Below are 26,967 nucleotides of genomic sequence, written 5' to 3' on the forward strand. Positions count from 1 at the left end.
CATTACCTTCGTCCTCTTGTCGCTACTGGGTGGCGGGAATGGGCGAGATCGGTGACACCTGAACGGCATTCAGGTCGATCTGGGCGGGGGAGGGCAGTGTGGTGCCGGGCAGTGCGGCCGCGGCGCTGCCGTACGCGACGGCCATCTGCAGCCGCTGGGGTGGCACCGCGCCACCGACCTCGGCGCGCACGTATCCGGCCAGCGACGAATCGCCGGCACCGACGGTGCTGCGCGGCACGATGGGCGGCGGGGTGGCCATCCACGCCCCGTTGCGATCGACCAGCACGGCCCCGGCCGCGCCGAGGGTGGCCAGCACCGCGCCGATACCTCGGTCGATCAGCTGCCGGGCGGCGGACACCACCGGCTCCGGATCGCCATGGGCCACCGCGTCTTCCAAAACCTGCGACGACAGCCCGAGCACGCCGGCGAGTTCCTCGGCGTTCGGCTTGATCAGGTCGGGGGCGCCTCGGGCGAGTGCGTCGACCAGCGCGGCCAGCGGCGCGTCGGAGGTGTCGACGGCCACCCGGCACTCCCGCGCCGACAGCAGCGCGACGACGTCGCCGTACCAGGACGCCGGGACGCCCGGCGGCAGCGATCCCGACATCACCACCCAGTCGGCGCCGACCGCAGCGTCGAGCACCGCGTCGGTGAGCGATTGCAGCGCCGCATCGTCGAGTGCGGCTCCGGGCTCGTTGATCTTGGTGGTGGTGCCGTCGGGTTCGGTGACAGTCAGGTTGGTGCGCGCGGGTTCGGCGGCGGTGACGATGCGGTACGGCACCGCGGCGTCCTGCAGCGCGTTCAGCAGCGGATCGTTGGCGGCGGCCGGCAGCACCGCGACGGCGTCCACGCCGGCCATCGTCAGCACCTTGGCGACATTGACCCCCTTGCCGCCGGCCTGATTGGTCACCGAGGTGACGCGGTGCACCGCGCCGCGGGTCAGTGGTGACGGCAGTGTGACCGTGCGGTCGATGCTGGGGTTGGCGGTGACGGTGACGATCACGGGCGGCCTCCTGCGCAGATGACCTCGACGCCGTGCTCGCCCAGTTCGGCGGTGTCGGCGGCGGAGATCTCGGGGTCGGTGATGAGGGTGTCCACACTGGAGATCGGGGCGAAGCTGACGAGGTCCTCACGCCCGACCTTCGACGAATCCGCGGCCACCACGACGTAATTCGCGGCCCGCACCATGGCCCGCTTGACGGCGGCCTCGTCGCTGTCGGGGGTGGACAGGCCGTGCCGCACGCTCAGGGCGTTGGTACCGATGAACGCGATGTCCGCCCGCAGGGTGTCCAGCACGCGCAGCGCCTGCTCACCGACGGCGGCCTGGGTGACCCCGCGCACCCGGCCACCGAGCAGCTGCAGCGACACCGACGGCACAGTGGCCAGCCGGGCCGCGATCGGCACCGAGTTGGTGACCACCACGAGCTCGCGGTCGGTGGGGATCTGGGCGGCGATCCGCATCGTGGTGGTACCGGCGTCGAGCAGCACGCTGGCGCCGCTGAGCGGGAAGAACTCCGCGGCGGCCGCGGCGATGGCGTCCTTGTGCTCGGCGCGGGTGACGTCGCGTTCCCCGACGCCGGGCTCGACCAGATGCAGCGCGCGGACGGGCACCGCGCCGCCGTGCACACGCCGCACGATGCCCGCCTTGTCGAGGACGGCGAGGTCGCGGCGGACGGTCTCGGTGGTGACGTCGTAGGCGTGCGCCAGTTCGGTCACCGACGCCCGCCCCTTCGACATCACCAACGAGGCGATCGCCTGCTGCCGTTCCTCGGGGTACATCAGCCTCCGTAAGTGTGGGAATCCAACCAACCGAATGTTGTTATGTTTGGTTTTACTCCTGAACGTGTTGACTTGTCAACAGATTTCTGTAATCTGGTTCACATGACCGCGTCGCCCTCACTCAGCTCACAGGCCGGCACCGTCCTGCACGGGGTGCCCGTCGTCGCCGGTGTCCAATACGCGCCGGTGATCCGCCCCGGCACCCTGCCCGACATCCCGGCTGGTGCCGGCGACGCCGCCGCGTTGCCCGAGGATCAGCGGCCCGCGGAGGTCGAACGCTTCACCGCCGCCGCGGCCACCGTGGCCGGCCGGCTGCGTGAGCGGGCCGCCCACGCCACCGGTGCGGCGTCGGAGGTGCTCGCCGCCACCGCGACACTGGCCCAGGACCGGGGCTGGCTGGGCGCGGCAGAGAAGCGCATCACAGCGGGCGCGCCCGCGGTGCGCGCGGTCGACGGCGCCATCGACCAGTTCGTCGACATGTTCACCAAACTCGGCGGGTTGATGGCCGAGCGCGTCACCGACCTGCGTGACATCCGCGACCGCGTGATCGCCCAACTTCAGGGGTTGCCCGAGCCCGGCGTCCCGCTACCGGATGAGCCGTCGATCCTGTGCGCCGAGGACCTGGCGCCGGCCGACACCGCCGGGCTCGACCCAGCGCTCGTCGTCGCACTGGCCACCACCCTCGGCGGACCGACCAGCCACACCGCGATCATCGCGCGCCAGCTCGGCATCCCGTGCGTCGTCGCCGTGGCCGGACTCGACGACGTCCCCGCCGGAACGATGGTGCTCGTCGACGGCACCACCGGTACCGTCACCGTCTCACCGGATGAGGCGTCGGCCCGCGAGGCGGTCGCCGAGGCCAAACGCGCCGCCGACGCGGCGGCCGACTGGTCCGGCCCCGGCGCCACCGCCGACGGGCACGCCGTCGCGGTGCTGGCCAACGTCCAGGACGGCGCCGCCGCGCGGTCCGCGCGCCAGACCCCCGCCGAGGGCATCGGCCTGTTCCGCACCGAACTGTGCTTCCTGAACACCGACACCGAACCCACCGTCGACGAGCAGGCGAGCATCTACGCTGAGGTGCTCGAGGCGTTCGCTGGCAACAAGGTGGTGATCCGCACCCTCGACGCCGGTTCGGACAAGCCGCTCAAGTTCGCCGGCCATCCCGACGAGGCCAACCCCGCACTCGGCGTGCGCGGCATCCGCATCGCCGCCAACAACCCCGGGCTGCTCGACCGCCAGCTCGAGGCGATCGCCGCCGCCGGGCAGCGCACCGGCAACCCGCCGTGGGTCATGGCCCCGATGATCGCGACCGCCGAGGAGGCCAAAGACTTTGCGGCCAAAGCTCGTTCACACGGGCTGACCCCCGGGGTGATGATCGAGGTGCCCGCCGCGGCGCTGCTGGCCGAGAGGATCCTTGAGCACGTCGACTTCCTGTCCATCGGCACCAACGACCTTGCCCAGTACACGATGGCCGCCGACCGGATGTCGGCCGATCTGGCGACGCTCACCGACCCGTGGCAGCCCGCGGTGCTCGCGCTGGTCGCGATGACGGTCAAGGCGGGCGACACCGCAGGCAAGCCGGTCGGGGTGTGCGGTGAGGCGGCCGCCGATCCGCTGCTGGCGTGTGTGCTCACCGGCTTCGGCGTCACGTCGCTGTCCGCCGCGGCCGCCGCGGTGCAGGGCGTCGGAGCCAAACTCGCGCAGGTCACCCTGCAGCAGTGCCGCGACGCGGCCGACGCGGTGCTCGGCACCGCCACTGCGGCCGAGGCCCGCGCCGCCGCGCTGGCCGTGCTGAGTTAGACCGTCCACCCGGTGGCCTGCGGCCACGCTTCGACATCGGTGCCGCCGCGGCGCAGCTTCACAGAGGAATAGCCGCGGTCGGCCGCCTGCGCGGTCGCGTCCGCGTACACCCGCCGGGCTTCGTCCTCGGCCCCTTGGACGAGAACGCTCTCCTCGGCTCCGTTCGCGGGATTGCCCGGGTCGTGCTGTGTGCCGACGACGACCTGCCAGGTCGCGTCTTCGTTCGGTTCGGTCACCGGTATCTCCTTCCGTGGGGACGGGGATACCCGCGCTCAGGTGCCCTTCACATTCAGCACCTGGCGAAGTGTGTGCTCGACCTCGACCAGTTCGGCGGCGTCGTGCATCACCTGGTCGATGTCCTTGTACGCGTCCGGGATCTCGTCCACCCACTGTTCGCCGTGGCGGTATTCGATACCCGTCATCCGGGCGGCCAGGTCGGCGGCGGTGAACCGTCGGCGCGCTTCGCCGCGCGAGAAGCGCCGGCCCGCGCCGTGCGGCGCCGAGCAGAGGCCGGCGCGGTTGCCCTTGCCGCGCACGAGGTAGGAGCGGGTGCCCATGCTGCCGGGGATGATCCCGCGGACACCCTCGTGGGCATCGATCGCGCCCTTACGGGTCAGCCACACCTCCCGGCCGCCGTGGTTCTCCAGCTGCGTGTAGTTGTGGTGCGTGTTGACGCGTTCGACCTCGATCTCGGCGGCGTCCTCGACGGCCAGCCCCATCCAGCGCGCCAGCGCCTGCCGGAACCGGTCCATCATCTCGGCGCGGTTGTCCAGCGCGAACCGCTGCGCCCAGTGCAAGTCACGCAGATAGTCGTCGAACTGCGGGGTGCCGTGGGTCAGATACGCCAGATCGACGTGGGGTAGGTCGACGTGCCTGCACAGATGCTGAGCCTGCTTGATGTGGTGCTGTGCGATTTTGTTGCCGACGCCGCGCGACCCCGAGTGCAGGAACATCCAGACCCGCGACTGCTCGTCGAGGCAGAGCTCGATGAAGTGGTTGCCGCCGCCCAGCGAACCGAGCTGCTGGGGCCACTTCGGGGAGTGTGACAGGTTCACCCCCTCGACGCCGGCCCGCGAACGCAGCTCCTCGATCCGCTGCTCGGTGAACGGGTACCGGTTGGTCGTGGCGTTGTAGTTGCCCGGGGACAGCGGGATCGCCGCCTCAAGGGATCGGCGCAGCAGCCGCAGGTCGCGGTTCTTGAAATCGGCGGCCGTGTAGACCGTGCGCGCGGCGATCATGCCGCAGCCGATGTCCACGCCGACCGCGGCCGGGATCACCGCGTCGATGGTCGGGATCACGGTGCCCACCGCTGAACCCTTGCCGAAGTGGGCGTCGGGCATCAGCGCCACGTGCGGGTGGACGAACGGCAACGCCGCGGTCTACTCAGCCTGCGCGAGCGCCTTCTCATCGACCAGCGACGCGAAGTTCACCAGCTTGCGCTCACCGACCTGCGGAGTGGTCACGGGTCCCAGTGTGCGCCCGGGTCGGCTCGGTCCGCCCGGGAATGAATCGGACTCTGGTCCGGTTGATTCGGGCATGCCTGCCATCACCGCCGACACGCTCACCCTTCCCCGCATCGCGGGCGCCGGACCGGCCGACACCGAGCGCCCCGTCCGCACGGTCACCACCGGCCCCCGCGGCTACGAGGGCGAGGGCTTTCCCGTCGTCCGCGCGTTCGCCGGCGTCAGCCCCCGCGACCTCGACCCGTTCGTCCACATGGACCAGATGGGCGAGGTCGACTACGAGCCGGGCGAACCGCGCGGCACCGACTGGCATCCGCACCGCGGGTTCGAGACCGTCACCTACATGATCGACGGCCGCTTCGCCCACCAGGACAGCCACGGTGGCGGCGGCTTGATCACCGACGGCGCCACCCAGTGGATGACGGCCGGCTCGGGCATCCTGCACATCGAGACTCCGCCGGCCGAACTCGTCGAGAGCGGCGGCCTGTTCCACGGCATCCAGCTGTGGGTGAACCTGCCGAAGAAGGACAAGTTTGCCGATCCGCGGTACCAGGCCATCGAGGGCAACCAGGTGGCGCTGCTGTCGTCCGACGACGGTGGGGCGCTGGTGCGCGTCATCGCCGGTGAGATCGACGGCCGGGGCGGCCCCGGTGCGACGCACACGCCGATCACCTTGGCGCACACCACGATCGAGCCCGGCGCGCGGCTGAGCCTGCCGTGGAACCGGGACTTCAACGCACTGGTGTACGTGCTGTCCGGGCGCGGCTCGGTCGGGCCCGTCGCGCATCCGATCCAGCAGGGTCAGCTCGCGGTGCTCGGGCCAGGCGACCGCATCACCGTGGCCGCCGACGGCGCGCAGGACTCGCACCGTCCCGCGATGGAGGTCCTGTTGTTGGGCGGCAAGCCGATCGGCGAGCCGGTGTTCCAGTACGGGCCGTTCGTGATGAACTCCAAGTCCGAGCTGATCCAGGCGGTCGAGGACTTCCAGGCCGGCAAGTTCGGCGTGATCCCGCCGGACGCGTTGATGCCGCACCGTCCGCTGGACTGACCTCACTGGGCGTGGGCCTGCTGGGGGTAGAGGAGTTCCAGCTCGCCCAACGCGGCGGCCGCGGTCAACAGCGGCAGCGCCGCGGACACCCCGAGGTCGTCATCGCGGGCTTCCGCGCGCAGGGCCCGCACGAAGTCGTCGCTGATCGGCGCCTGCGGCCGGTCCGCGTCACGTCCGGCGACCCGCGCGCAGATCGCCTCGGTGTGCTCCTCCAGCACCGCCCGCACCTTCGGATACGCGCCCAGCGGCGGGGGAGTCGGGATGTCGGCGACCAGGTCGGCGGCCCCGCGCAGCCGGATCGCCCGGTTGAAGGACCGCACGATCGGCGCCCGGAAGTCGGTCTCCCCGCTGCTTTCCGAAAGGTAGTGTCGCACAGCGTCGTCGATGACCCTCGATGCGTCGAGGGCGTTGTGGCCCAGCGTCGCGACCTCGTCGGTGCGTTCCTCGAACGCGCCGCGGGTGATCCGCAGGACCGTCGCCCGCAGATAGCCGGCGAACACCGCGCGGGCGGAGTCGATGGCCCTGGTCACCGACGCGGTGGCGCCCCGCGGCCACATCAGCAGTGACACCGCCACGCCGACAAGGGCTCCCACGACGACGTCCTCGACCCGGATCAGCCCGACCTGCCACCCGGTCGGCACGATCAGGTTGAACGAGATCAGCACCATCATCGTGAACGCAGCCTGCGCCGCGGTGAACGACGCGATCTCGGGCACGTACGCCGACCCGAACACGACCAGCGGCAACAGCATCCACAACACCACCGGCTCGACGCCGACCAGGCTGATCAGCGCAGCGCCCAGCAGGAAGCCGATGCCGGTGCCGAACACCGCGCGCCACACCCGCGTGCCGGTGGTCAGCGCGCTGCTGCGCAGCACCGACAGCGCGCCCAGCACCACCCAGAAACCGTGCTCGACGGGGAACACGTGGGTGACCGCCACCGCCAGGGCCAGGCCGAGCCCGGTGCGCAGGCTGTTGCGCACCACCACCGACCGGTTCTCCAGGAAGCCCGACGTGATCTGCGCGGCGGCCACGGTCTCGGAAAGCAGCCGGTCCGAGGCGCCGGTGGGTGGGAGCCGCCGTCCCAGCGCGCGGGCCCACACCGGGCGGGCGTCGGCGGCGGCCGCCGCGGCGATGATGCGTCCGGTGGCGCCGATCGTGGCCGCGATGGTGCGCCGGCGCAACAGTTTCCGGCCCATCTCGATGGCCTGCTCGTCGTCGGGCGCGCTCAGGATCGCGTCCAGGTCCTCCCGCCAGCGGCCGCGCGCCACGGTGCGCAGCGTGGTCAGTGCGGCGTCCAAGTCGGCGCGGGCCCGGTCCCGGTCGGCCGGTCGGGCGATCCGCAACACCGCGGCGGCGCACCGCAGCACGTGGACCACCGCGTCCCGGTCGCGCAGCGTGACCCCGGTGCTCTGCCCGACGCGGTCGGCCACCCACTCGAGGTCGTCGACGACGCGGACCAGGGCGCGGCTGCCCGCCGTCAGGCCGACCGGCCGGAAGTCGGCGCCGAGGAAGGTCCGGCGCAGAGCGTCCATCGCCCGCGCGACGTCGTCGGCCGACGCGGAACCGTCGATGCGGTCGGCCAGGGTGCTGCACACGCGCGCGGCCCGGCGCCGCAGTTGACCGTGATGCCGCGGGGGGAACAGGAACAGCGCCGCCGGCACGCACACCGCCAGCGCGATGGCCCACCCGAGCAAACGGTCACCGATCGGGCCCGGCGGTGTGCACGCGGGCAGCACGAACGTCAGCAGCGTGGCCCGCTGCCCCGCCGCGATGGTCTCGCTCAGCACCCCGGAGAACGTGACCGCCACCCCGACCGCGAACATCGCGGCCACCGATAGCCACGGATGCGGTGCGACCAGCGTGCCGAGAGTGATCAGCACGAACCCGTTGAAGCCCAGCCCGGCGTAGGCCACGGCCCGGTTCTGCCGGTTGCCCGGGAAATCGGAGAACACCAGCAGCGCGATGGAACCGAAGATGGTGAACAGCGGGGTCTGCGCGTTGTCGCCGGCGACGACGAAACTCAGGCCGGCGGCCACCGGCACCACCACCGCCGCCCGCAGCGCCCGGCGCAGCGCGTCGTTTTCGGGATCGCGCTGGGCGATTCGCCGCGCGACGCGGTCACGCAGCGCCGCGGCCATCAGTGCGCGAGAACCTTGATGCCGATCACCAGCAGGCCGATGCCGGTGAGCGCCAGCACCGTCAGGATCTGCTGCCACAGGCGCAGCCGGGCCCGCCGGACGCCCAGCAGCGCAATCAATCCCAGCTCGCCGACCAGGATCCACTTGGCGATCCACATCGCGGTGTCGGTGTCCAACAGGTTGATCGCCGCGGTACCCAGGGCGAGCAGCGGAAGCAGCGCGGCCTGCAGGATCTGTCCGGACGCCTGCAGCATCCGCCACAACTGCACGCCCCGCGGGTTTTGCCCGTGCACGCTCATGTGCGCGACCCAGTCGGCAAGCAGGCTGGCCGCCCACAGCCCGCCCATCGTGATCCCGACGTCGAGCATCCGGGCCCACCCGCTGGTGTCGTCCTCGGTGTAGCGCGTCAGCACGACCAGCGTCGCCAGGCAGGAGATCGCGCCGTAGAGACGCTCCCGCAGCATCGCGACGACGTGCTCGACCGGCACCTCGTCGACCTCGGAGCCGGCGGCGGTCTCACTCACGTTCGGGCACCGAGGAGAACTGGCCGGAGTCCAGCGCCTCGCTCAGCTGGCCGACGATCCAGCCCAGCCCGGTGACATCCGGGGGCAGCGTGGCTTGCTCGTACCCGACCAGCACATACACCGCCCAGGCGGCGAACAACTCCGCCTGTCGCGGCTGGTGCAGGATCTCCATCGCGGCGTCGTACATCACGTCGAAGCGCTGCCGGTCGACGGCCTCCTGCACCGCGCGCACCTGCGGAGCCACCGCACTCCACACCCGGATGGCGGCTTCGGCGCCGTGCGGCAGCGTCAGGCCGGCTTCCATCAGCCGGTCGATGCGGCGGCGCGGGTCGGTCTCGGGCCGGACGGCCTCGACGATCTCCAGCGTCATGCCCTCATGCCAGTGCGCAACGAGTTGCTGTGTGAACGCGGGCCAGTTTGAGAAGTAGTGATAGAACGAGCCCGTGGTGACACCGAGCCGGTCACACACCGCCGCGAGCTTCAGACCTCCGTACCCGAGGTCGGACAGCACGTCGAGCCCCGCCTCGAAGAACGACTCCCGCGACGCCACAGCCCCCATGAGGGAGAACATTAGTTCGCATCCCGGCATGGGGAACAGTCCCGTGCCGGTGCGCGAGCCCGCCGTGGGCCGCGGTTCTGGCGTCGGAGTTTGCTGTCAGGTCACCCTCGGGTAACGGGTCGAGGACGTGTCACCGGGGCCCAGGTGACGTGTGGCACAATTTGACCGTGCCGTATACGGCTAGTCGAGGTCCAGGACGTCCTCCCGCAGCGAAGGCCGCTGAAACTCGGGAGCGCATCCTGCATGCCGCCCGCGAGGTGTTCAGCGAACTCGGCTACGACGCCGCGACGTTCCAAGCCATAGCGATCCGTGCGGATCTCACGCGTCCAGCCATTAATCACTACTTCGCCAGCAAACGGGTTTTATGGGGTGAGGTGGTCGAGCAGACCAACGCCTCGATCGTCAGCGCAGGCATCGCCCGGGCGCACGAACAGACCACGCTGATCGGGCGGCTGTCGGCGTTCGTGTCGGTGGCCACCCAGGCCGACGCCGAGGACCGATCGGCGGCGGCTTTCCTCGTGACCTCGGTGCTGGAATCGCAGCGTCACCCCGAACTCAGCAATGACGAACACGATTCGCTGAAGAACTCCCGTGACTTCGTGTCGTGGGCGGTCAACGACGCGGTGGCGCGCGGCGAGCTGAGCACCGACACCGACGTCAACCACCTGGTCGAGATGCTGGTCGCGGTGGTGTGGGGGATGGGCTTCTATGCCGGGTTCGTCGGCGACCGCAGCGAACTGGGCGCCGTGGTGCACAAGCTGGAGCTGCTGCTGGCCAACAAGTTGTGGAATCTCAGCGAATAACCTTCCCTTCTGAATGTTCCCTGTGAATGTGGTGCGGGCGCCGGTTTGACGCGAGTCGCTTAGTTAGGCTTGCAATGTAATGCCTCGTCCGAGCGAAAGAGCGCTGTCATGAGTTCACTCCGCACCGACAACGACACCTGGGACATCGCGTCCAGCGTCGGGGCCACCGCCGTCATGGTTGCCGCCGCGCGAGCGGCCGAGACCGAACGCCGGGACGCCCTCATCACCGATCCGTACGCCGAGATCCTGGTGGCCGGAGCCGGCGCCGGGTCCTGGCAGTACATCGCCGACGACGACTTCGTCGGCAGGGTCACCGAGTCCGATCCCGAGATCGGGACGCTGTTCGAGCACATGAAGAACTATCAGGCGGTGCGGACGCACTTCTTCGACGCGTTCTTCACCGCCGCGGTCGACGCCGGCATCCGCCAGATCGTCATCCTCGCCTCCGGCCTGGATTCGCGCGCGTTCCGGCTTCCGTGGCCGGCCGGCACCGTGGTCTACGAGATCGACCAGCCGCTGGTCCTCCAGTACAAGACCTCGACCCTGGCCGCGCACGGCGTGCAGCCCACCGCCGACCGCCGTGAGGTGCCGATCGATCTGCGGCAGGACTGGCCGGCCGCGCTCACCGACGCCGGCTTCGATCCGGGCCGGCCCACCGCGTGGCTCGCCGAAGGTCTGCTGATGTACCTGCCGGCCGACGCGCAGGACCGGCTGTTCGCGCAGATCACCGACATGAGCGCGCCGGGAAGCCGGGTCGCCGCGGAATCCATGGGCGTTCACGCCCAGGAGCGCCGGGAACGGATGCGGAACCGTTTCGCGGCCATCACCGCCCAGATCGACGTCGAGCCCATGGACATCACCGAGCTCACCTATGAGGATCCCGACCGTGCGAATGTCGCCGAATGGCTGACCGCGCACGGTTGGACGGCCCGGGAGGTGCCCTCGCAGGACGAGATGCGGCGGCTGGACCGTCTGGTCGAGATCGCCGACAGCGACGAGCAGTCCTTCTCGACGTTCACCACCGCGGTGCGAACCTGACACCTGTTCACCAACCGGGTGGTTGGTTACGATGCGGGTACTCCCCCAGGTCAGGAAGGGACCCGTCATGACCACCGAATCCGTCGTACCCGCGCAGGCCGCCGCCGCCGTGACCAGTACCGACATCCCCGCCGTCGTCAGCAAGCTGCGGGCCACGTTCGCCACCGGCCGCACCCGCAGCGTGCAGTGGCGCAAGGAGCAGCTGCACGCGCTCGAACGGCTGATGACCGAGAACGAGGGCGCGATCGCCGAAGCACTGGAGAAGGATTTGGGCCGCGCGCCGTTCGAGGCGTGGCTCGCCGACATCGCCAGCACCGCCGGTGAAGCCGCCTACGCGGCCAAGAACGTCGGCAAGTGGATGAAACGGCGTTACCGCTTGCTGGAGATGTCCCAGCTGCCCGGCCGCGGCTGGGTCGAGTACGAGCCCTACGGCACCGTGCTGATCATCGGGGCATGGAACTTCCCGTTCGCACTCACCCTCGGCCCCGCCGTCGGGGCCATCGCCGCCGGAAACACTGCGGTGCTCAAGCCGTCTGAAGTCGCACCGGCGTCGTCGGCGCTGATGGCCGAACTGGTGCCGCGCTACATGGACAACGACGCGATCGCCGTCGTGGAGGGGGACGGCGCGGTCAGCCAGGAGCTGATCGCGCAGGGCTTCGACCACCTGATCTTCACCGGAGGCACCGAGGTGGGCCGCCGCGTGTACGAGGCCGCCGCCGCCCACCTCACCCCGGTCACCCTCGAGCTCGGCGGCAAGAGCCCGGTGATCGTGGCCGCCGACGCCGACATCGAGGTCGCCGCCAAGCGCATCGCCTGGACCAAGCTGATCAACTCGGGCCAGATCTGCATCGCACCGGACTACGTGCTGGCCGAGGCCCCGATCCGCGACAAGCTCGTCGACGGCATCCGCGCGGCCATCGACACGTTCGAGGCGGGCAACGCCGACGGCAAGAAGATCGTCAACGAGCGCCACTTCAACCGGCTTTCCAGCGCGCTGGCCGCCACCAAGGGCAGGGTCGCCGTCGGCGGCGGCTCCGACGCGGCAGCCCTGAAGATCGCACCCACCGTCGTGGTCGACCCCGATCCGGCCGAGCCGCTGATGACCGACGAGATCTTCGGCCCGATCCTGCCCGTGGTGACCGTGCAGAACCTTGACGAGGCAATCTCTTTCGTCAACTCCAGGCCGAAGCCCTTGGCCGCATACCTGTTCACCAAGGCCAAGGCGGTGCGCGAGCGGGTGATCAAGGAGGTGCCGGCCGGCGGCATGGTGGTGAACCATCTGATCTTCCACTTCGCCACCCACAAGCTGCCGTTCGGCGGCGTCGGACCGTCCGGTCTGGGCGCCTACCACGGCAAGTTCGGCTTCGAGGAGTTCAGCCACCGCAAGTCGGTGCTGACCAAGCCGACCCGACCCGACCTCGGCGCCATGATCTACCCCCCGTATACAGAGAAGGCGTGGAAGCTGGCGCGCAAGCTGTTCTAAGCCGGTCGAACCCCTAAGAGAGGAACATCAGTGCCAGGAGTGCAGGATCGTGTCATCGTCGTCACGGGTGCCGGAGGTGGCCTCGGCCGCGAGTACGCACTGACGCTCGCTCGCGAGGGCGCCAGCGTGGTCGTCAACGACCTCGGCGGCGCGCGCGACGGTACCGGATCCGGGTCGGCCATGGCCGACGAGGTGGTCAAGGAGATCAAGGACGCCGGTGGCCGCGCGGTGGCGAACTACGACTCCGTCGCCGAGCCCGAGGGGGCGGCCAACATCATCAAGACCGCCGTCGACGAATTCGGCAAGGTCGACGGTGTGGTCTCCAACGCGGGCATCCTGCGCGACGGCACCTTCCACAAGATGGAGTTCGGCAACTGGGACGCCGTGCTCAAAGTGCATCTGTACGGCGGATACAACGTGATCCGCGCCGCGTGGCCGCACTTCCGCGAGAACGGCTTCGGCCGCGTCGTGGTCGCGACGTCGACCAGCGGGCTGTTCGGCAACTTCGGGCAGGCCAACTACGGTGCCGCCAAGCTCGGTCTGGTCGGCCTGATCAACACGCTGGCCCAGGAGGGCGCGAAGTACAACATCAAGGCCAACGCGATCGCGCCGATCGCCGCGACGCGGATGACGCAGGACATCCTGCCGCCTGAAGTGTTCGAGAAGCTGACCCCCGAATATGTGGCGCCGATCGTGTCCTACCTGTGCACCGAAGAGGTGCCGGACACCGCCTCGGTGTTCATCGTCGGCGGCGGCAAGGTGCAGCGGGTGGCGCTGTTCCAGAACAGCGGCGTGACGTTCACCGAGGTGCCGTCGGTCGACGATGTCGCCGCCAAGTGGGGCGAGATCACCGATCTGTCGGCAGCCGAGCGAGCAACCTTCAGCCTCGGCTGACAGTAGTGAAAGCGCTTGTCGCACAGGAGCTGACAGGTCCGGCGGGGCTGGCGTACACCGACGTCGAGGAGGTGCGCGGCGGCGATGCCGTCGTCCTCGACGTCGGTGCCGCCGGCGTCTGCTTCCCCGACCTGCTGATGCTGCGCGGTGAGTACCAGATGAAGGTTCCGGCGCCGTTCGTGCCGGGCCTCGAGGTCGCGGGCACGGTGCGGTCGGCCCCGGAGGATTCGGGTTTGGTTGCCGGGCAGCGGGTCTCGGCGTTCAGCCTGCTGGGCGCGTGGGCCGAGCAGGTCGCGGTGCCGGTGGGCAGCGTGGTGCCGACCAACGCAGCGCTCGACGACGGGTCGGCGGTGTGCCTGCTGGGCAACTACTACACGATGTATTTCGCGCTGCACCGGCGCGGCGGGCTGCAGGCCGGTGAGACCGTGCTGGTGCTCGGTTCCGGTGGCGGGATCGGGACGGCGTCGGTGCAGATCGCGAAAGCGTTGGGCGCAAGGGTGATCGCGATGGTGCACCGCCCGTCGGCGGCCGGGTTTGTGGAGTCCCTGGGCGCCGACGTGGTGCTGCCGCTGACCGACGGGTGGCTCGAGGCGGTCAAGGCCGAGACTGGTGGCCGGGGCGTCGACCTGGTGGTGGACCCGATCGGCGGGCACGCGTTCGACGATGCCGTGCGCGCGCTGGCCACCGAGGGCCGGCTGCTGGTGATCGGCTTCGCCGCCGGCGGCATCCCGACGGTCAAGGTCAACCGGTTGCTACTGCGCAATGTCAGTGTGGTCGGCGTCGGGTGGGGCGAATTCGTCAACCGCACCCCCGGAGCGCAGGCCGAGGTCGGTGCCGCATTGGCGGGGTTGGTCGACAACGGCCTCAAACCGCCTGAGCCGGTGCGGTTTCCGCTCTCGGACGGGGTGGCGGCGCTACAGGCCTTCGCCGACGGGGCGGTCAACGGGAAGCTCGTCCTGGAGCCGTGAGTATTCGCGCGCTGGCCTTCGACGTGTTCGGCACCGTTGTGGACTGGCGCTCCAGCGTCATCTCCGAACTCGCCGAGTTCGGGTGCCGCAACGGTGTGTCGGCGGACTGGCAGCGGTTCGCCGACGACTGGCGGGCCGGCTACGCGCCGGCGATGGACCGGGTGCGCACTGGCGAGTTGCCGTGGACCCGCCTGGACGACCTGCACCGCGGCCGCCTCGTCGAGTTGCTCGCCGGTGCCGGGATCACGGTGAGCGACAACGAGATCGACGAGCTCAACCGGGCCTGGCACCGGCTGGATCCGTGGCCGGACTCCGTGGCGGGCCTGATGCGGCTGAAGCGGCGCTTCGTCATCACCACGCTGTCGAACGGCAACGTGTCGCTGCTGACGAACATGGCCAGACACGCCGGGCTGCCGTGGGACTGCGTGCTGTCGGCCGAGATCTTCCGGCACTACAAGCCCGACCGGCAGGCCTACCTGGGCTGCGCCGAGATCCTCGATGTGGGGCCCGGCGAACTGATGCTCGTCGCCGCGCACCCGTCCGATCTACGCGCCGCGCGTGATGCAGGGCTGGCGACGGCGTATGTGCACCGGCCGCTCGAACGGGGTCCCGACCGTACGCCGGATCGCCCGGCCGCCTGCGAATTCGACGTCACAGCAGACGATTTCCTGGACCTGGCGGAGAAGCTGGGCGCATGAGCGGCGGGCGTACCGTGGTGACATGACTGAATCCGCGTTGCGCATGGCCGAGCGGCTGTTGATCGATCCGCCGGAGCATCCCGATGTGAGCAGAGGGTATCTGGACCTGCTCGGCGACGGGCAGGAGAAGAACCGCGGCGCGATCCAGGCGCTGTGGGCGTCGCAGCTGGGGTCGCTGTTCTACGACAACGCCCAGACGGTCATGCGGCGGCTGATGACGGCCTGGCACGAACCGACCGAGTGGCTGAACATCCCCGTCGGGGGCACCGCGCTCGACGTCGGCAGCGGCCCGGGCAATGTCACCGCCGCGCTGGGCCGCGCCGTCGGCCCCGGCGGTCTGGCCCTCGGCGTGGACATTTCCGAACCGATGCTGGCGCGGGCGGTGGCCGCCGAGGCCGGGCCGAACGTCGGCTTCCTGCGCGCCGACGCGCAACATCTGCCGTTCCGGGACGAGTCGTTCGACGCGGTGGTGTCGATCGCGATGCTGCAGCTGATCCCCGACCCCGCGGTGGCGCTGACCGAGATGGTCCGGGTGCTGCGGCCCGGGCGGCGGATGGCCGTCATGGTGCCCACGGCCGGCCCGGCGGCGAACCTGCTGCGCTACCTGCCCAACGCGGGCGCGCACGTCTTCGGCGACGACGAGCTCGGCGACACCCTCGAAGGCCTCGGTGTGGTCGGTGTGCGCACCAAAACCATCGGCACCGTGCAATGGGTCCGGGGCCGCAAACCGTGACCACGTAGGCTCGCCGGCATGAGCACCGGCGGCCTCGTCCTCGTCGCGCTGGCGATCGCCGTCGGCCTGGTCGGCATCGTGGTGCCGATTCTGCCCGGCGGGATCCTGGTGATCGGCGCGATCGCGGTGTGGGCGTTCGTGGTGAACAGCACGGTCTCCTGGGCGGTGTTCGGTGTCGCGGCCGCGCTGTTCGTCGCGTCCCAGGTGATCAAGTACACCTGGCCCGTCAAGCGCATGCGGCGCGCCGACGTGCGCACCTCGGTGCTCGTCGTCGGGGGCATCGCCGGCGTCGTCGGGTTTTTCGTGATTCCGGTGATCGGTCTGCTGATCGGTTTCGTGCTCGGGGTTTTCGCCGCGGAGATGGGAATCCGGCGCGACGTGACGCGGGCGTGGGCGTCGACCTGGCACGCGGTCAAGGGCGTGGCGCTGTCGGTCGGGGTCGAGCTCACCGGCGCGCTCCTGGCTACGGTGGCGTGGGTCGTCGGGGTCCTGCTGACCGGGTAGCTCACCGCCGAAATCGCATTCCACGCGGCCCAAACCGCCTTGAAGACCGCGTGGAATGCGATTTCGGCGGAAGTCGGGGGTCGGGCTCAGCCGTGCAGGGCAGTGCGGAGCCGGCGGACGTCGTCGTCGGTCAATCCGGCGGCTTCCAGATAGCGTGCCAGCGAGCCGAATTCGGCATCGATCGTGCGCCGGGCGGTGTCGAGGTACTGCTCGCGCACGCCGAGCACCGCGTCGGTCAGGCGGGCCTCGGCCAACTGCATGATCTCGGGGGCCTCGGCCGCCCGCGCCCGCACCGATTCGAGGATGCTCTCCCGCAACTGCGGCACCGCGACATTGCTGCGCAGGTAGTCGGCCATGATCGCGTCGCGGTCGACACCGGCGGCCTCCAGCACCACCGCGATGGTGAAACCGGTGCGGTCCTTGCCGGCGAAGCAGTGCGCGAGCACGGCGCGGTCGGAGCCGAGCAGCGTCACCACGCGGTGCACCGCGCGGCGCGCCAGCGGCGCCGCCGCGATCCGCCCGTACTCCTCGGTCATGTACCGGGCCGCGGCCTCGGCGACGGGCTCGTCGTCAGGCTTGTCGGTCATCATCCGCTGGAACGCGTGCTCGTGCGGGGACTCCCCGTCGGCGGCCATGGTCTCGACGAACGGCAGGTGATGGATCTCCACGCCCGCGGGCACCAGGCCCGGGCCGTGCCGCTCCAGCTCCCGCGACGTCCGCAGATCCGCGACGTCGGTGACACCGAAGCCCGCGAGCGCTTCACGGCCGGTGTCGTCGAGCTTGGAGAGCTCACTGGCGCGGAAGAAGCGCCCCGGTGCGATACCGGTCTGCTCCGAGACGTCCCGGAAGTTCCAGGCGCCCGAGAGCTCACCGCCGGAGAAGGGCACTACTGCGTCACCGCCCGCGCCAGAGGGGACTTCTCCTTGCCGAGCTCGGCGCGCGCGATCGTGCGCATGTGCACCTCGTCGGGCCCGTCGAACAGCCGCATTGCGCGGTGCCAGCTGTACAGCCGGGCCAGCGGGAAGTCGTCGCACACCCCGGCGCCGCCGTGCACCTGGATGGCGCGGTCGATCACGTCGCAGGCCATCTGCGGTGCGACGGCCTTGATCTGCGCGACCAGCAGCTGGGCGTCCTTGCTCTTGTTGCCGTGCTGGTCGATGGTCCAGGCCGCTTTGTGGCACAGCAGCCGGGTCTGCTCGATCTCGTTGCGCGACTTCGCGATCGCCTCACGCACCACACCCTGTTCGGCCAGCGGCTTGCCGAACGCGACCCGCTTCTGCACGCGGTCGACCATCAGCGCGAGTGCCCGCTCGGCTGCGCCGATGGCGCGCATGCAGTGGTGGATACGGCCCGGCCCGAGACGGGCCTGCGCGATCGCGAACCCGGAGCCTTCCTCGTCGAGCAGGTTCGACGCCGGCACCCGCACGTTGTCGAACACGATCTCGCAGTGCCCGTGCTGGTCCTGCCAGCCGAACACCGGTAGCGAGCGCTGGATGTCCACCCCCGGGGTGTCGGCCGGGACCAGGATCATCGACTGCTGACGGTGGCTGGGCCCGTCGGGGTTGGTGCGGCCCATCACGATCAGGATCTTGCAGCGCGGATCCGCGGCGCCGGTGATCCACCACTTGCGGCCGTTGATGACGTAGTCGTCGCCGTCGCGGAGCATGGTCGTCTCGATGTTGCGCGCGTCGCTGGAGGCCACCGCCGGTTCGGTCATCGCGAACGCGCTGCGGATCTCACCGGCCAGCAACGGCTCGAGCCACTGCTTGCGCTGCTCCTCGGTGGCGAACAGGTGCAGGGTCTCCATGTTCCCGGTGTCGGGGGCGGCGCAGTTGGTGGCCTCGGGCGCGATTTCCATGCTCCAGCCGGTCAACTCGGCCAGCGGCGCGTACTCCAGGTTCGACAGCCCGGACTCCGAGGGCAGGAACAGGTTCCACAGCCCGCGCTGCTTGGCTTCCTTCTTGAGGTCCTCGACCACCGGCGGGACGGTGTGGTCGTCGGGGCCGGCCTCGGCGCGGTAGCGGTGGTAGGACTCCTCGGCCGGGAACACGAGTTCGGTCATGAAGCCGGTCAACCGGTCGTGGTAATCCTGCGCCTTGGCTGACATCGCGAAGTCCATGACGGCCACGATATGACACGGGTAAATCGCGAGGTCCACCGCCTGATCAGGACGACGCCAGAACCGCCGTCATTCGGCCCCGCGCCCCTGTCGGCTGTTGCGGTACGCGGCGCGGCGCAGCGAGGTGAGCCAGCGCGGCAGCAGGCTGATCTCGGTGCCGCTGCGGACCGTCGGATCGAAGGGCTGATCGCATCCCGGATCGCCGGCCCGCAGCTCGCGGTCGAACGTCAGCCTCGCCAGATTGGCGAAAGGTCCTGTGCCATGCGCCTGTTCGACGTCGAACTCGATGGTGCCGGTGCGGACACGGTCGCTGATCGCGGACAGAGACAGGCCGTCGCCGTCGGGCGGCGTGCGCAGCTGAGCGCGCAACCAGAACACGCCGCCGCGGTAGCCGAGCGGCATCAGCGTCGAGTACGGCGCCGCAGGCCACGACGCGACGGGCCGCAGCGCGACCCGGGCCGCCGACGACACCGTGAGCACGTCCCACGGGCCGTCCGCATCGGCGAGCATCCGCCAGGCCAGGCCCGCGAAGTCCGGCAGCGCCCCGGGCGTCCCGGCACCCTTGGAGACGCGCCCGATCACGTCACCGGAGACCAGCGGCAGGCCTTCGCCGGCGGGCGCCAGACGGGTCACGGTGCCGCCGCAGAGCACCCCGGTGGGATGGAACACGCGCTTGTCACGCAGCGCCGCCCCCGCTTTGAGCGGCAGTGTGGTCAGGTCTGAGAGAGCCATGCGTCCTGTCTGCCCGCTCCCGGGCCGATGAAACGCGTGCCTGCGGCGATGGTGACGGACAAACACGCGGCGTTTGAGCAGGGGCGGACCGGGTAAACCGCGCGCCATGTCCTCGCTGTGGACCGAAGACCGGATCGAAAGCCCTTCCAGCCCGGATGAAGTGGCGCGGGTGCGCGCCGCCGACGTAGTGGTCGTCGGCGCCGGGATCACCGGCCTGACCACCGCCGTGCTGCTCGCGAGGGCCGGCAAGAAGGTGGTGGTGGTCGAGGCGCGCCGCGTCGGGGCGTGCGCGACGGGCAACACCACCGGCAAGGTCAGCGTGCTGCAGGGCAGCAAACTGGCCAGGATCGGGTCCAAGCACGGCGCCGATGTGCTGAACGCCTACGTCACCGGCAACGCCGAGGGCCGGGACTGGCTGGTCCGCTACCACGACGACCACGGGCTGGCCTACCAGCGCCAGGACGATCACGCCTACGCGCAGGCCGAATCTGGGATCGGTACCGCCCGTGACATTCTCGCCGCGTGCCGGGAGGCCGGTGTCGACGCGCAGTGGGTCGACGAGGCCGACGTGCCGTTTCCGTTCCGCGGCGGGGTGCGGGTTCGCGAGCAGGCGCAGATCGACCCGATTCCTTACCTGGGCAGCTTGGTCACCGAACTGGAGAGACACGGCGGCACCCTGCTGCAGGGCGTGCGTGTCACCTCCGTCGCCGGTACCGGTCCGGTGCGAGTTCGATTGCGGCTCAGCGAGATCGAACAGGACTCGCGCGATCAGCAGTTCGTCGTCGCCGCCGGGCACTGTGTGCTCGCGACCGGAATACCGATTCTGGACCGCGGCATGTTCTTCGCGCGCGTCGAGCCGGAGCGCTCCTACTGCCTGGCGTTCGACGTGCCGGGTGACATCACCACGGCGATGTACATCGCGGTGGACAGTCCGACCCGCTCGGTGCGGTACGCGCCGCGGCCGTCCGGCGACAAGCTGATCGTCGGCGGCGCCGGACACACGGTGGGTCGCGCCGACAGCCCGAAGAAGGCGGTCGAGGAGCTGGCGCACTGGGCCGCGCTGCATTACCCCGGTGCGGTGCAGACGCACTACTGGTCGGCGCAGGACTATCACCCCGACGACGAGATCCCCTTCGTCGGGCCGATCCTGCCCGGACACGACAGTGTGCTGGTGGCAACGGGTTTCGACAAATGGGGGATGACCAACGGGGTCGCGGCGGCACTCGCGCTGTCGGCGCGGATCCTCGGCGGCCGGATGGACTGGGCACAGGCATTCGCGAGCTGGCGGGCCCACGAGCTGCGCGGCATCTCGACGGCGGTGCAACTGAACCTCAAGGTCGGATTGCACCTGGCCAACGGCTGGGTCCACCCGCTGGGCGGCCATGACATGAGGCCGGCCGAAGGCGAGGGGGTGGTCACCGGGCCGCCGTGGCGCCGACGGGCGATCAGCGTGGTCGACGGCGTGCAGCGCACGGTCTTGCCCGTCTGCCCGCACCTGGGCGGCATCGTGCGATGGAACGACTCGGACTGCGCCTGGGAGTGCCCGCTGCACGGATCGCGGTTCGCCCCCGACGGCGCGCTGCTGGAGGGTCCGGCCACCCGCGGCCTGACCGCCGGCTAGCCGTCACGCGCGCAGCGTGTCGGACGGGTTGCGCCCGTAGGCTTCCCGGTACATCGATGCGAAGCGCCCGGTGTGCGCGAATCCCCAACGCGCCGCGACGATCTGGACCGTGGTGTCACCCGGGTCGGCTTTGACGAGCTCGCGGTGCGCGTGATCCATGCGCACCCTCCGCACATACTCCATCGGGGTCATGTCCAGGTGCCGGCGAAACATGTACTGCAACGCCCGCGGCGTCACGTGGATGCTCTCGGCGATGTCGGCCAGCGCGATGTCGCTGTCGGCGTTGCTCTCGATGTACGACGCCGCCCGCCGCACCAGCGGCGGTTTGGCTTCGTTGCGGTCAGCTGACGTGGGCTCGGTGGCGGCGTTAGTCGGGAACGCCGCGAGCACTGTGGCCGCGAGCATGGACGCGGTGGTCGACGCCACGAGGCGCGTCGGTTCCGGACCGTCGGAATGCACTACGGTGCGCACGAACTCGATGGCGGCGTTGAGCTGTTGCTCCGCCTGCGCCGAGACCGGGCGGTGGTCGAGGAGGCGCAGGGGGGCGGCGGCCCGGCCGCGCTCCGGCGCGGCGACCCGGTCCAGCAGCGTGGTGTCGAACATCGTCAGGTCGTAGGTCGCTTCGCAGACCCGGCCCGAATACGGGAGCTCAGGCGGGGAGAGCAGCGTGACGTCACCCGGCGCGAAGACGTCCTGCGGTTCCCCGATGAAGTCTTCCTCGATACAGCCTTCGTGCACCCGGCACAGGCAGATCTTGCCCAGCGGGGCGGCGTCGTAGGACATGTGGAAGTCGAGCCGAAGCTCGTCGTAGTTGACCGGTCCGAGCCAGCGCCGGTCGATGCGGGCCGCGGCCCGCTCACCCTCTCCGGCAGTGATGGACATCTTCGTGTACGCACGTACCAGAAAGTCTTCGGTGGCCTCGAGCGTGTGACCTTCGAAGTGAAGAGCCTGGTGTGAAGTCGCTGTCTGCATGCTGCTACCCCGCAACTCGCGGTGTACTACGGGGCGGTGGCTTCGCCCCCCGGCTTGGGCCAGCATAGCGGAATGGTCGCGGAAAGCCTGGTTACGTAGCCCGCCTATCCGGAAGAGGGCCTTCGACGTGCTGCGCAGGATGTCCCGGTAATCGAACACCAAGCTCGTCGACATCGCCGAGCGTATCGCGCAACGGGATCACACCGACGAGGAACGCCGCATCGGCGGACCTTTGCTGTGCGAAGCTGTGCGCATGGTGGGGCGATGACCGGGCAGAGGGTGCGCGTGGTGGTCGGTGACGACCACCCGATGTTCCGCGACGGGGTGGTGCGGGCGCTGCAGTCGAGCGGGTCGATCGACGTGGTCGCCGAGGCCGACGACGGGACCACCGCGCTGGCCGCGATCCGCGAGCACCGGCCCGAGGTCGCGCTGCTGGACTACCGGATGCCCGGCATGGACGGCGCCGAGGTGGCCGCGGCCGTGGTGCGTGACCGGCTGGTCACGCGTGTGCTGCTGCTCTCGGCGCACGACGAGTCGGCCATCGTCTACCGGGCTCTGCAGGACGGGGCCGCCGGGTTCCTGCCCAAGGAGTCCACGCGCAGCGAACTGGTCAATGCGGTGCTGGACTGCGCCGAGGGCCGCGACGTCGTCGCTCCCGCGCTCACGGCCGGGCTCGCCGGGGAGATCCGCCGGCGCGCGGAGCCCGACGGGCCGGTGCTGAGCCCGCGGGAACGTGAGGTGCTGGCGCTGATCGCCGCGGGCAGCAGCATCCCGGCCATGGCCAAGGAGCTCTTCCTGGCCCCGTCGACGGTCAAGACGCATGTGCAGCGTCTCTACGAGAAGCTCGGCGTCAGCGATCGGGCGGCGGCTGTCGCCGAGGCCATGCGGCGCAAGCTGCTGGACTGACCATGACCGGCCTGTGGAGCTCCTGGCGGGACTACCTGACCAGCGAGCCGGTGCGTGTGTCGGCGGTGCTGCGGCTGCCGCTGATCGCGCTGATCGGGGTGCTGGTGTGGATCTGGGAGGTGGACCACTGGCTCCCGCAGCTGTACGCGGTGATCCTCGGCGGCTACGCGGCCGTCGCGGTCGCCTGGCTGGTCGCCGTGTCGCGGGGACCGGTGCCCCGCTGGGCCGATTGGGCGTCCACCGCGGTGGATCTGCTCGTCATCATCGCGCTGTGCCTGGTCTCGGGCGGCGCGACGGCCGCGCTGCTGCCGGTGTTCTTTCTGCTGCCCATCTCGGTCGCGTTCCAGGACCGGCCGGCCCTGAGCGCGGTCATCGGCGCGATCACCGCGCTCGGCTATCTGACGGTGTGGATCTTCTACTCCAAGCGCGACGACACCGTCGGGTTGCCGAACATGGTCTACACCCATTTCGGGTTCATGGTGTGGATGGCGGTGGCGACGACGGCGCTGAGCTTCGTGCTGGCCCGGCGGGCGGTGCGGCTGAAAGCGTTGCAGCAGATGCGTGTCCAGCTGGTCTCGGAGGCGATGGAGTCGGACGAGCGGCACAGCCGCGAGGTGGCCGAGCACCTGCACGACGGACCGCTGCAGACACTGCTCGCGGCACGGTTGGAGCTTGACGAGGCCAGGGAACGCCATCCCGACCCGGCGCTGGACACCGTGTACGAAGCCCTGCAGCAGACCGCGACCGGCCTGCGGTCGACGGTGACCGAACTGCACCCGCAGGTGCTGGCGCAGCTGGGACTGACCGCGGGTGTGCGAGAGCTGTTGCGGCAGTTCCAGTCCCGTCACGACATCGAGGTACTCGCCGTGCTCGAGGAGGTCGGCACACCGCAGTCACAGGCCCTGATGTACCGGGCTGCCCGCGAACTCCTGACCAACGTCGGCAAGCACGCCGGCGCCACCACGGTGCGCGTCGGCCTGTGCCGGCGCGGCGACCGCGTCGTGCTCACCGTCGCCGACGACGGCCGCGGGTTCGACCCCGACACAGTCGGGAAGTCGTTGGCGCAGGGCCATATCGGGCTGGGCTCGCTGCTGGCCCGGTTCGACGCGATGGGCGGGGCGATGCGCGTCACCTCGAATCCCGGGACGGGCACCGAGGTGACGGCGACCTCGCCGCCGGAGCGCTAGACCCGTTCGGTGACCGACAACGCCGCGTTGATGGCGTCGACGCGGTCCTTGGCATCGCCGAACAGCATCTGGGTGTTCTCGCGGAAGAACAGCGGGTTCTGCACGCCGGCGTAGCCCGACGCCATCGACCGCTTGAACACGATGACGTTGTCGGCGTTCCAGACCGTCAGCACCGGCATGCCGGCGATGGGGCTGCCCGGGTCCTCCGAGGCGGCCGGGTTGACGGTGTCGTTGGCGCCGATGACGAGCACCACGGAGGTGCCGTCGAAGTCGTCGTTGATCTCGTCCATCTCCAGCACGATGTCGTAGGGCACCTTGGCCTCGGCCAGCAGCACGTTCATGTGACCGGGCAGCCGGCCGGCGACGGGATGGATGCCGAACCGGACGTTGACGCCGCGATCGCGCAGTTTGCGGGTCAGCTCGGCGACACCGTACTGGGCTTGGGCGACGGCCATGCCGTAGCCGGGGGTGATGATCACCGAGTCGGCCGAGGCGAGCAGTTCGGCCGCACCCTCGGCGGTGATCTCGCGGTGCTCTCCGTAATCCTTGTCCTCGGCCGGCCCTGCCTCGATGCCGAAACCGCCTGCGATCACCGAGATGAACGAGCGGTTCATCGCCTTGCACATGATGTAGGACAGGTAGGCACCCGAGGAGCCGACCAGCGCACCGGTGACGATCAGCAGGTCGTTGCCGAGCAGGAAGCCGGCCGCGGCCGCGGCCCACCCCGAGTAGCTGTTGAGCATCGACACCACGACCGGCATGTCGCCGCCGCCGATCGAGGCCACCAGATGCCAGCCCAGCAGCAGCGCCAGCACGGTCACCACGATCAGCAGCCACAGCTGCGGGTCGATGACGAACCACACGGTGAGCGCGAAGAACACCACCAGCGCGCCGACGTTGAGCAGGTTCTTGCCGGGCAGCATCATCGGCGCGGATTTCATCCGCGCGGACAGCTTCAGGTTGGCCACGATGGATCCGGTGAACGTCACCGCGCCGATGAACACACCGATGACGACCTCACCGGAGTGGATGCCCAGCATGCCTTCGCCTGCCAGTTGCGCGGCTTCGGCGCCGCCCGGGTCGGCCTCCACGTGCAGATAACCGTTCCAGCCGACCACCACGGCGGCCAGACCGACGAAACTGTGCAGCAGGGCGATCAATTCGGGCATGCCGGTCATTTCCACGAGCTTGGCCCGCCACAGCCCGATCGCGGCGCCGATGGCCATCGCGACGACCAGCAGGCCCAGGCCGAGCGGCTCGATATGGCGGGCGATCGCCAGGGCGATGGTCGCGATCAGCGCCACGGTCATCCCGACGATGCCGAAAGTGATTCCCGCCCGGGCGGTCTCGTGCTTGGACAGCCCGGCCAGGGCCAGGATGAACAGCAGGGCCGCGACGACGTACGCGGCGGTGGCGGCGGTTTCCAGGGTGAACATGGTTCTAGCTCCTCGAGAACATCGCCAGCATGCGGCGTGTCACCGCGAAGCCGCCGAAGATGTTGATGCTGGCCAGCAGGATCGCGACGAAGGCCAACCCGGTGATCAGCGCGCCACCGGAGTCCAGGTCGTGCCCGATCTGCAACAGCGCGCCGACGACGATGATCCCGGAGATCGCGTTGGTCACCGACATCAGCGGGGTGTGCAGGGCGTGGTGGACGTTGCCGATCACGTAGTAGCCGATCACGATCGCCAGCGCGAACACCGTCAGGTGCACCTGCAGCGCCGCCGGGGACAGTGCGATGAGCGCGAACACCGCCGCCGCGACGGCGAACGTCAGCCCCAGCCGGCGTCCGGCCGTCATCGGCTTCTTGGCCGGTTTCTGTTCAACCGGGGCGGCGGGGATGGCGGCCGCGGGCGCGGCCGAGACCTGCACCGGGGGCGGCGGCCAGGTGATGGCGCCGTCGCGCACCACCGTCACCGAACGCTGGACCACGTCGTCGAAGTCCAGGTCGAGCCGGCCGTCCTTGTTCGGGGTCAGCAGCTTGAGCAGGTTCACCAGGTTGGTGCCGTAGAGCTGGGACGCCTGGGCCGGCAGCCGCCCGGCGAGGTCGGTGTAGCCGATGATGGTCACGCCGTTGTCGGTCACGATCGCCTGATCCTTGACGGTGCCCTCCACATTGCCGCCGTTGGCCGCAGCCATGTCGACGATCACGCTGCCAGGCTTCATCGACGCGACCATCTCGGCGGTGATGATGCGCGGCGCCGGCCTACCCGGGATCAGCGCGGTGGTGATGATGATGTCGACGTCCTTGGACTGCTCGGCGTACAGCGCCGCCTCGCGGGCCTTGTAGTCCTCGCCCATCTCCTTGGCGTAGCCGGTGGCCGACACCTCGGCCGCCGCCGGGTCCACGGCCAGGTACTCCCCGCCCAGCGAGGCGACCTGGTCGGCCACCTCCGGACGCGGGTCGGTGGCCCGCACGATCGCGCCGAGGCTGCCCGCGGCCCCGATCGCGGCCAGACCTGCCACGCCGGCGCCGACGACGAGCACCTTGGCCGGCGGCACCTTGCCCGCCGCGGTCACCTGACCGGTGAAGAACCGGCCGAACCGGTGGGCGGCCTCGACCACGGCGCGGTACCCGGCGATGTTGGCCATCGAGGACAGCACGTCCAGCGACTGGGCCCGCGAGATGCGCGGCACCGCGTCCATGGCCAGCACGGTGACCGGCCGGGTGGCCAGCTGTTCGAGCAGCTCGGGCTTCAGCGCCGGGGAGATCAGGCTGATCAGCGTCGCGCCGTCGCGCAGCCCGGCGATCTCGGCCGGGGTCGGCGCGTTGACCTTCAGCACGACGTCAGACGACAGCACCTGATACGTCGACTCGACGATTCCCGCCCCGGCCTCGGCGTACGCGTCATCGGAGAAGCTCGCCGCAGCACCCGCGCCGGACTCCACGACCACCTCGTAGCCGAGCTTGATGAGTTGCCCCACCGTCTGCGGGGTCGCGGCGACACGCGTCTCTCCGAGCAGTGACTCTCTCGGTATCCCGATGATCATCGATATC

25 protein-coding genes and 1 pseudogene are annotated in these 26,967 nt (G+C 70.0%); 13 read left to right on the forward strand and 13 right to left on the reverse strand.

Annotated elements, in window-relative coordinates; genetic code table 11:
• Window positions 1-22: 22 nt before the first annotated feature.
• Together pfkB and KXD97_RS08190 are read right to left on the reverse strand one after the other, a co-directional pair.
• On the reverse strand, window positions 23-1,000 hold the full coding sequence (pfkB, locus tag KXD97_RS08185) for a 1-phosphofructokinase (protein ID WP_260756234.1): 978 nt from the start codon (window positions 998-1,000) through the stop codon (window positions 23-25).
• The gene (locus tag KXD97_RS08190) at window positions 997-1,776 is read right to left on the reverse strand and encodes a DeoR/GlpR family DNA-binding transcription regulator (RefSeq protein ID WP_260756235.1); all 780 of its coding nucleotides are present in this window, start codon (window positions 1,774-1,776) and stop codon (window positions 997-999) included. Before KXD97_RS08190 ends, pfkB begins: the two co-directional genes overlap by 4 nt.
• 42 nt (window positions 1,777-1,818) lie before the next feature.
• Here KXD97_RS08190 and ptsP point away from each other — a divergent pair, with 42 nt between their 5' ends.
• Window positions 1,819-3,576 (forward strand): phosphoenolpyruvate--protein phosphotransferase, encoded by a 1,758-nt coding sequence (ptsP, locus tag KXD97_RS08195; RefSeq protein WP_260756236.1) that lies wholly within the window; start codon window positions 1,819-1,821, stop codon window positions 3,574-3,576.
• Here the strand turns inward: ptsP and KXD97_RS08200 are convergent.
• Both KXD97_RS08200 and KXD97_RS08205 read right to left on the reverse strand, forming a co-directional pair.
• Window positions 3,573-3,812: a hypothetical protein gene (locus tag KXD97_RS08200; protein WP_260756237.1), complete on the reverse strand. Its 240-nt coding sequence runs from the start codon at window positions 3,810-3,812 to the stop codon at window positions 3,573-3,575. The two genes, ptsP and KXD97_RS08200, sit on opposite strands and share 4 nt — an antisense overlap.
• A 36-nt stretch (window positions 3,813-3,848) precedes the next feature.
• Window positions 3,849-5,039 (reverse strand): annotated as a pseudogene (locus KXD97_RS08205) (RtcB family protein).
• 73 nt (window positions 5,040-5,112) lie between these two features.
• Here KXD97_RS08205 and KXD97_RS08210 point away from each other — a divergent pair.
• A complete protein-coding gene (locus tag KXD97_RS08210) occupies window positions 5,113-6,087 on the forward strand; it encodes a pirin family protein (RefSeq protein ID WP_260756238.1) in 975 nt (324 codons plus the stop codon).
• Between the two features lie 2 nt (window positions 6,088-6,089).
• Here the strand turns inward: KXD97_RS08210 and KXD97_RS08215 are convergent, their stop codons facing one another.
• The 3 genes from KXD97_RS08215 to KXD97_RS08225 are packed head-to-tail and all read right to left on the reverse strand — an operon-like array spanning window position 6,090 to window position 9,311.
• Complete coding sequence (locus KXD97_RS08215; protein WP_260756239.1) at window positions 6,090-8,228, reverse strand: FUSC family protein; 2,139 nt, start codon at window positions 8,226-8,228, stop codon at window positions 6,090-6,092.
• Window positions 8,228-8,692 carry a hypothetical protein gene (locus KXD97_RS08220; RefSeq protein ID WP_260757883.1) on the reverse strand — a complete coding sequence of 155 codons (465 nt, stop codon included), beginning with the start codon at window positions 8,690-8,692 and terminating at the stop codon, window positions 8,228-8,230. Before KXD97_RS08220 ends, KXD97_RS08215 begins: the two co-directional genes overlap by 1 nt.
• 52 nt (window positions 8,693-8,744) lie before the next feature.
• Window positions 8,745-9,311, reverse strand: a complete 567-nt coding sequence (locus KXD97_RS08225; protein WP_260756240.1) for a TetR/AcrR family transcriptional regulator — start codon at window positions 9,309-9,311, stop codon at window positions 8,745-8,747.
• Between the two features lie 167 nt (window positions 9,312-9,478).
• On the opposite strand from KXD97_RS08225, the gene KXD97_RS08230 reads away from it, so the two are divergent.
• From KXD97_RS08230 to KXD97_RS08265, 8 genes are all read left to right on the forward strand, one after another.
• Window positions 9,479-10,114, forward strand: coding sequence for a TetR/AcrR family transcriptional regulator (locus KXD97_RS08230; RefSeq protein ID WP_260756241.1), 636 nt, complete (start codon window positions 9,479-9,481; stop codon window positions 10,112-10,114).
• A 108-nt stretch (window positions 10,115-10,222) separates the two neighbouring features.
• On the forward strand, window positions 10,223-11,152 hold the full coding sequence (locus tag KXD97_RS08235; protein WP_260756242.1) for a class I SAM-dependent methyltransferase: 930 nt from the start codon (window positions 10,223-10,225) through the stop codon (window positions 11,150-11,152).
• 67 nt (window positions 11,153-11,219) lie between these two features.
• A complete protein-coding gene (locus KXD97_RS08240) occupies window positions 11,220-12,635 on the forward strand; it encodes an aldehyde dehydrogenase family protein (protein ID WP_260756243.1) in 1,416 nt (471 codons plus the stop codon).
• A 30-nt stretch (window positions 12,636-12,665) separates the two neighbouring features.
• Window positions 12,666-13,529: an SDR family oxidoreductase gene (locus tag KXD97_RS08245; protein ID WP_260756244.1), complete on the forward strand. Its 864-nt coding sequence runs from the start codon at window positions 12,666-12,668 to the stop codon at window positions 13,527-13,529.
• A gap of 5 nt (window positions 13,530-13,534) precedes the next feature.
• Window positions 13,535-14,497, forward strand: a complete 963-nt coding sequence (locus KXD97_RS08250; RefSeq protein WP_260756245.1) for an NADPH:quinone oxidoreductase family protein — start codon at window positions 13,535-13,537, stop codon at window positions 14,495-14,497.
• Window positions 14,494-15,195 (forward strand): haloacid dehalogenase type II, encoded by a 702-nt coding sequence (locus KXD97_RS08255; RefSeq protein ID WP_260756246.1) that lies wholly within the window; start codon window positions 14,494-14,496, stop codon window positions 15,193-15,195. Before KXD97_RS08250 ends, KXD97_RS08255 begins: the two co-directional genes overlap by 4 nt.
• Window positions 15,196-15,217: 22 nt before the next feature.
• On the forward strand, window positions 15,218-15,928 hold the full coding sequence (locus tag KXD97_RS08260) for a methyltransferase domain-containing protein (RefSeq protein WP_260756247.1): 711 nt from the start codon (window positions 15,218-15,220) through the stop codon (window positions 15,926-15,928).
• 18 nt (window positions 15,929-15,946) lie between these two features.
• Window positions 15,947-16,432, forward strand: coding sequence for a DUF456 domain-containing protein (locus tag KXD97_RS08265; RefSeq protein WP_260756248.1), 486 nt, complete (start codon window positions 15,947-15,949; stop codon window positions 16,430-16,432).
• Window positions 16,433-16,518: 86 nt separating this feature from the next.
• On the opposite strand, the gene KXD97_RS08270 is transcribed toward KXD97_RS08265, so the two are convergent.
• From KXD97_RS08270 to KXD97_RS08280, 3 genes are all read right to left on the reverse strand, one after another.
• A complete protein-coding gene (locus tag KXD97_RS08270) occupies window positions 16,519-17,319 on the reverse strand; it encodes a tyrosine-protein phosphatase (protein WP_260756249.1) in 801 nt (266 codons plus the stop codon).
• Complete coding sequence (locus KXD97_RS08275) at window positions 17,319-18,539, reverse strand: acyl-CoA dehydrogenase family protein (RefSeq protein WP_260757884.1); 1,221 nt, start codon at window positions 18,537-18,539, stop codon at window positions 17,319-17,321. The genes KXD97_RS08270 and KXD97_RS08275 overlap by 1 nt, the downstream gene beginning before the upstream one ends.
• Before the next feature lie 81 nt (window positions 18,540-18,620).
• A complete protein-coding gene (locus KXD97_RS08280) occupies window positions 18,621-19,283 on the reverse strand; it encodes a phosphodiesterase (protein WP_260756250.1) in 663 nt (220 codons plus the stop codon).
• Window positions 19,284-19,389: 106 nt separating this feature from the next.
• Between KXD97_RS08280 and KXD97_RS08285 the strand changes: the two genes are divergently transcribed.
• A complete protein-coding gene (locus tag KXD97_RS08285) occupies window positions 19,390-20,904 on the forward strand; it encodes an FAD-dependent oxidoreductase (protein WP_260756251.1) in 1,515 nt (504 codons plus the stop codon).
• A 3-nt stretch (window positions 20,905-20,907) separates the two neighbouring features.
• Here KXD97_RS08285 and KXD97_RS08290 read toward each other — a convergent pair whose 3' ends face one another.
• Window positions 20,908-21,876: a helix-turn-helix transcriptional regulator gene (locus KXD97_RS08290; RefSeq protein ID WP_260756252.1), complete on the reverse strand. Its 969-nt coding sequence runs from the start codon at window positions 21,874-21,876 to the stop codon at window positions 20,908-20,910.
• Between the two features lie 264 nt (window positions 21,877-22,140).
• Here KXD97_RS08290 and KXD97_RS08295 point away from each other — a divergent pair, with 264 nt between their 5' ends.
• Window positions 22,141-22,782 (forward strand): response regulator transcription factor, encoded by a 642-nt coding sequence (locus KXD97_RS08295; RefSeq protein ID WP_260756253.1) that lies wholly within the window; start codon window positions 22,141-22,143, stop codon window positions 22,780-22,782.
• A 2-nt stretch (window positions 22,783-22,784) separates the two neighbouring features.
• Window positions 22,785-23,969 (forward strand): sensor histidine kinase, encoded by a 1,185-nt coding sequence (locus tag KXD97_RS08300; RefSeq protein ID WP_260756254.1) that lies wholly within the window; start codon window positions 22,785-22,787, stop codon window positions 23,967-23,969.
• On the opposite strand, the gene pntB is transcribed toward KXD97_RS08300, so the two are convergent.
• Both pntB and KXD97_RS08310 read right to left on the reverse strand, forming a co-directional pair.
• Window positions 23,966-25,405 (reverse strand): Re/Si-specific NAD(P)(+) transhydrogenase subunit beta, encoded by a 1,440-nt coding sequence (gene pntB, locus KXD97_RS08305; protein WP_260756255.1) that lies wholly within the window; start codon window positions 25,403-25,405, stop codon window positions 23,966-23,968. The two genes, KXD97_RS08300 and pntB, sit on opposite strands and share 4 nt — an antisense overlap.
• Window positions 25,406-25,409: 4 nt before the next feature.
• Entirely contained in the window at window positions 25,410-26,960 is a 1,551-nt protein-coding gene (locus KXD97_RS08310) for a Re/Si-specific NAD(P)(+) transhydrogenase subunit alpha (protein WP_260756256.1), read from the reverse strand.
• Window positions 26,961-26,967: the final 7 nt, after the last annotated feature.

The organism is Mycobacterium sp. SMC-8 (assembly GCF_025263565.1).
Lineage (GTDB): Bacteria > Actinomycetota > Actinomycetes > Mycobacteriales > Mycobacteriaceae > Mycobacterium.

Bases quoted from the DNA above. Each gene is read 5' to 3' on its own strand.
- KXD97_RS08190 (WP_260756235.1), bottom strand. From the start codon at position 1,776: ATGTACCCCGAGGAACGGCAGCAGGCGATCGCCTCGTTGGTGATGTCG.
- ptsP (WP_260756236.1), top strand. From the start codon at position 1,819: ATGTTTGGTTTTACTCCTGAACGTGTTGACTTGTCAACAGATTTCTGT.
- KXD97_RS08210 (WP_260756238.1), top strand. From the start codon at position 5,113: ATGCCTGCCATCACCGCCGACACGCTCACCCTTCCCCGCATCGCGGGC.
- KXD97_RS08215 (WP_260756239.1), bottom strand. From the start codon at position 8,228: ATGGCCGCGGCGCTGCGTGACCGCGTCGCGCGGCGAATCGCCCAGCGC.
- KXD97_RS08220 (WP_260757883.1), bottom strand. From the start codon at position 8,692: ATGCTGCGGGAGCGTCTCTACGGCGCGATCTCCTGCCTGGCGACGCTG.
- KXD97_RS08225 (WP_260756240.1), bottom strand. From the start codon at position 9,311: ATGGGGGCTGTGGCGTCGCGGGAGTCGTTCTTCGAGGCGGGGCTCGAC.
- KXD97_RS08235 (WP_260756242.1), top strand. From the start codon at position 10,223: ATGAGTTCACTCCGCACCGACAACGACACCTGGGACATCGCGTCCAGC.
- KXD97_RS08240 (WP_260756243.1), top strand. From the start codon at position 11,220: ATGACCACCGAATCCGTCGTACCCGCGCAGGCCGCCGCCGCCGTGACC.
- KXD97_RS08260 (WP_260756247.1), top strand. From the start codon at position 15,218: ATGACTGAATCCGCGTTGCGCATGGCCGAGCGGCTGTTGATCGATCCG.
- KXD97_RS08265 (WP_260756248.1), top strand. From the start codon at position 15,947: ATGAGCACCGGCGGCCTCGTCCTCGTCGCGCTGGCGATCGCCGTCGGC.
- KXD97_RS08275 (WP_260757884.1), bottom strand. From the start codon at position 18,539: ATGTCAGCCAAGGCGCAGGATTACCACGACCGGTTGACCGGCTTCATG.
- KXD97_RS08280 (WP_260756250.1), bottom strand. From the start codon at position 19,283: ATGGCTCTCTCAGACCTGACCACACTGCCGCTCAAAGCGGGGGCGGCG.
- KXD97_RS08285 (WP_260756251.1), top strand. From the start codon at position 19,390: ATGTCCTCGCTGTGGACCGAAGACCGGATCGAAAGCCCTTCCAGCCCG.
- KXD97_RS08290 (WP_260756252.1), bottom strand. From the start codon at position 21,876: ATGCAGACAGCGACTTCACACCAGGCTCTTCACTTCGAAGGTCACACG.
- KXD97_RS08295 (WP_260756253.1), top strand. From the start codon at position 22,141: ATGACCGGGCAGAGGGTGCGCGTGGTGGTCGGTGACGACCACCCGATG.
- KXD97_RS08300 (WP_260756254.1), top strand. From the start codon at position 22,785: ATGACCGGCCTGTGGAGCTCCTGGCGGGACTACCTGACCAGCGAGCCG.
- pntB (WP_260756255.1), bottom strand. From the start codon at position 25,405: ATGTTCACCCTGGAAACCGCCGCCACCGCCGCGTACGTCGTCGCGGCC.
- KXD97_RS08310 (WP_260756256.1), bottom strand. From the start codon at position 26,960: ATGATCATCGGGATACCGAGAGAGTCACTGCTCGGAGAGACGCGTGTC.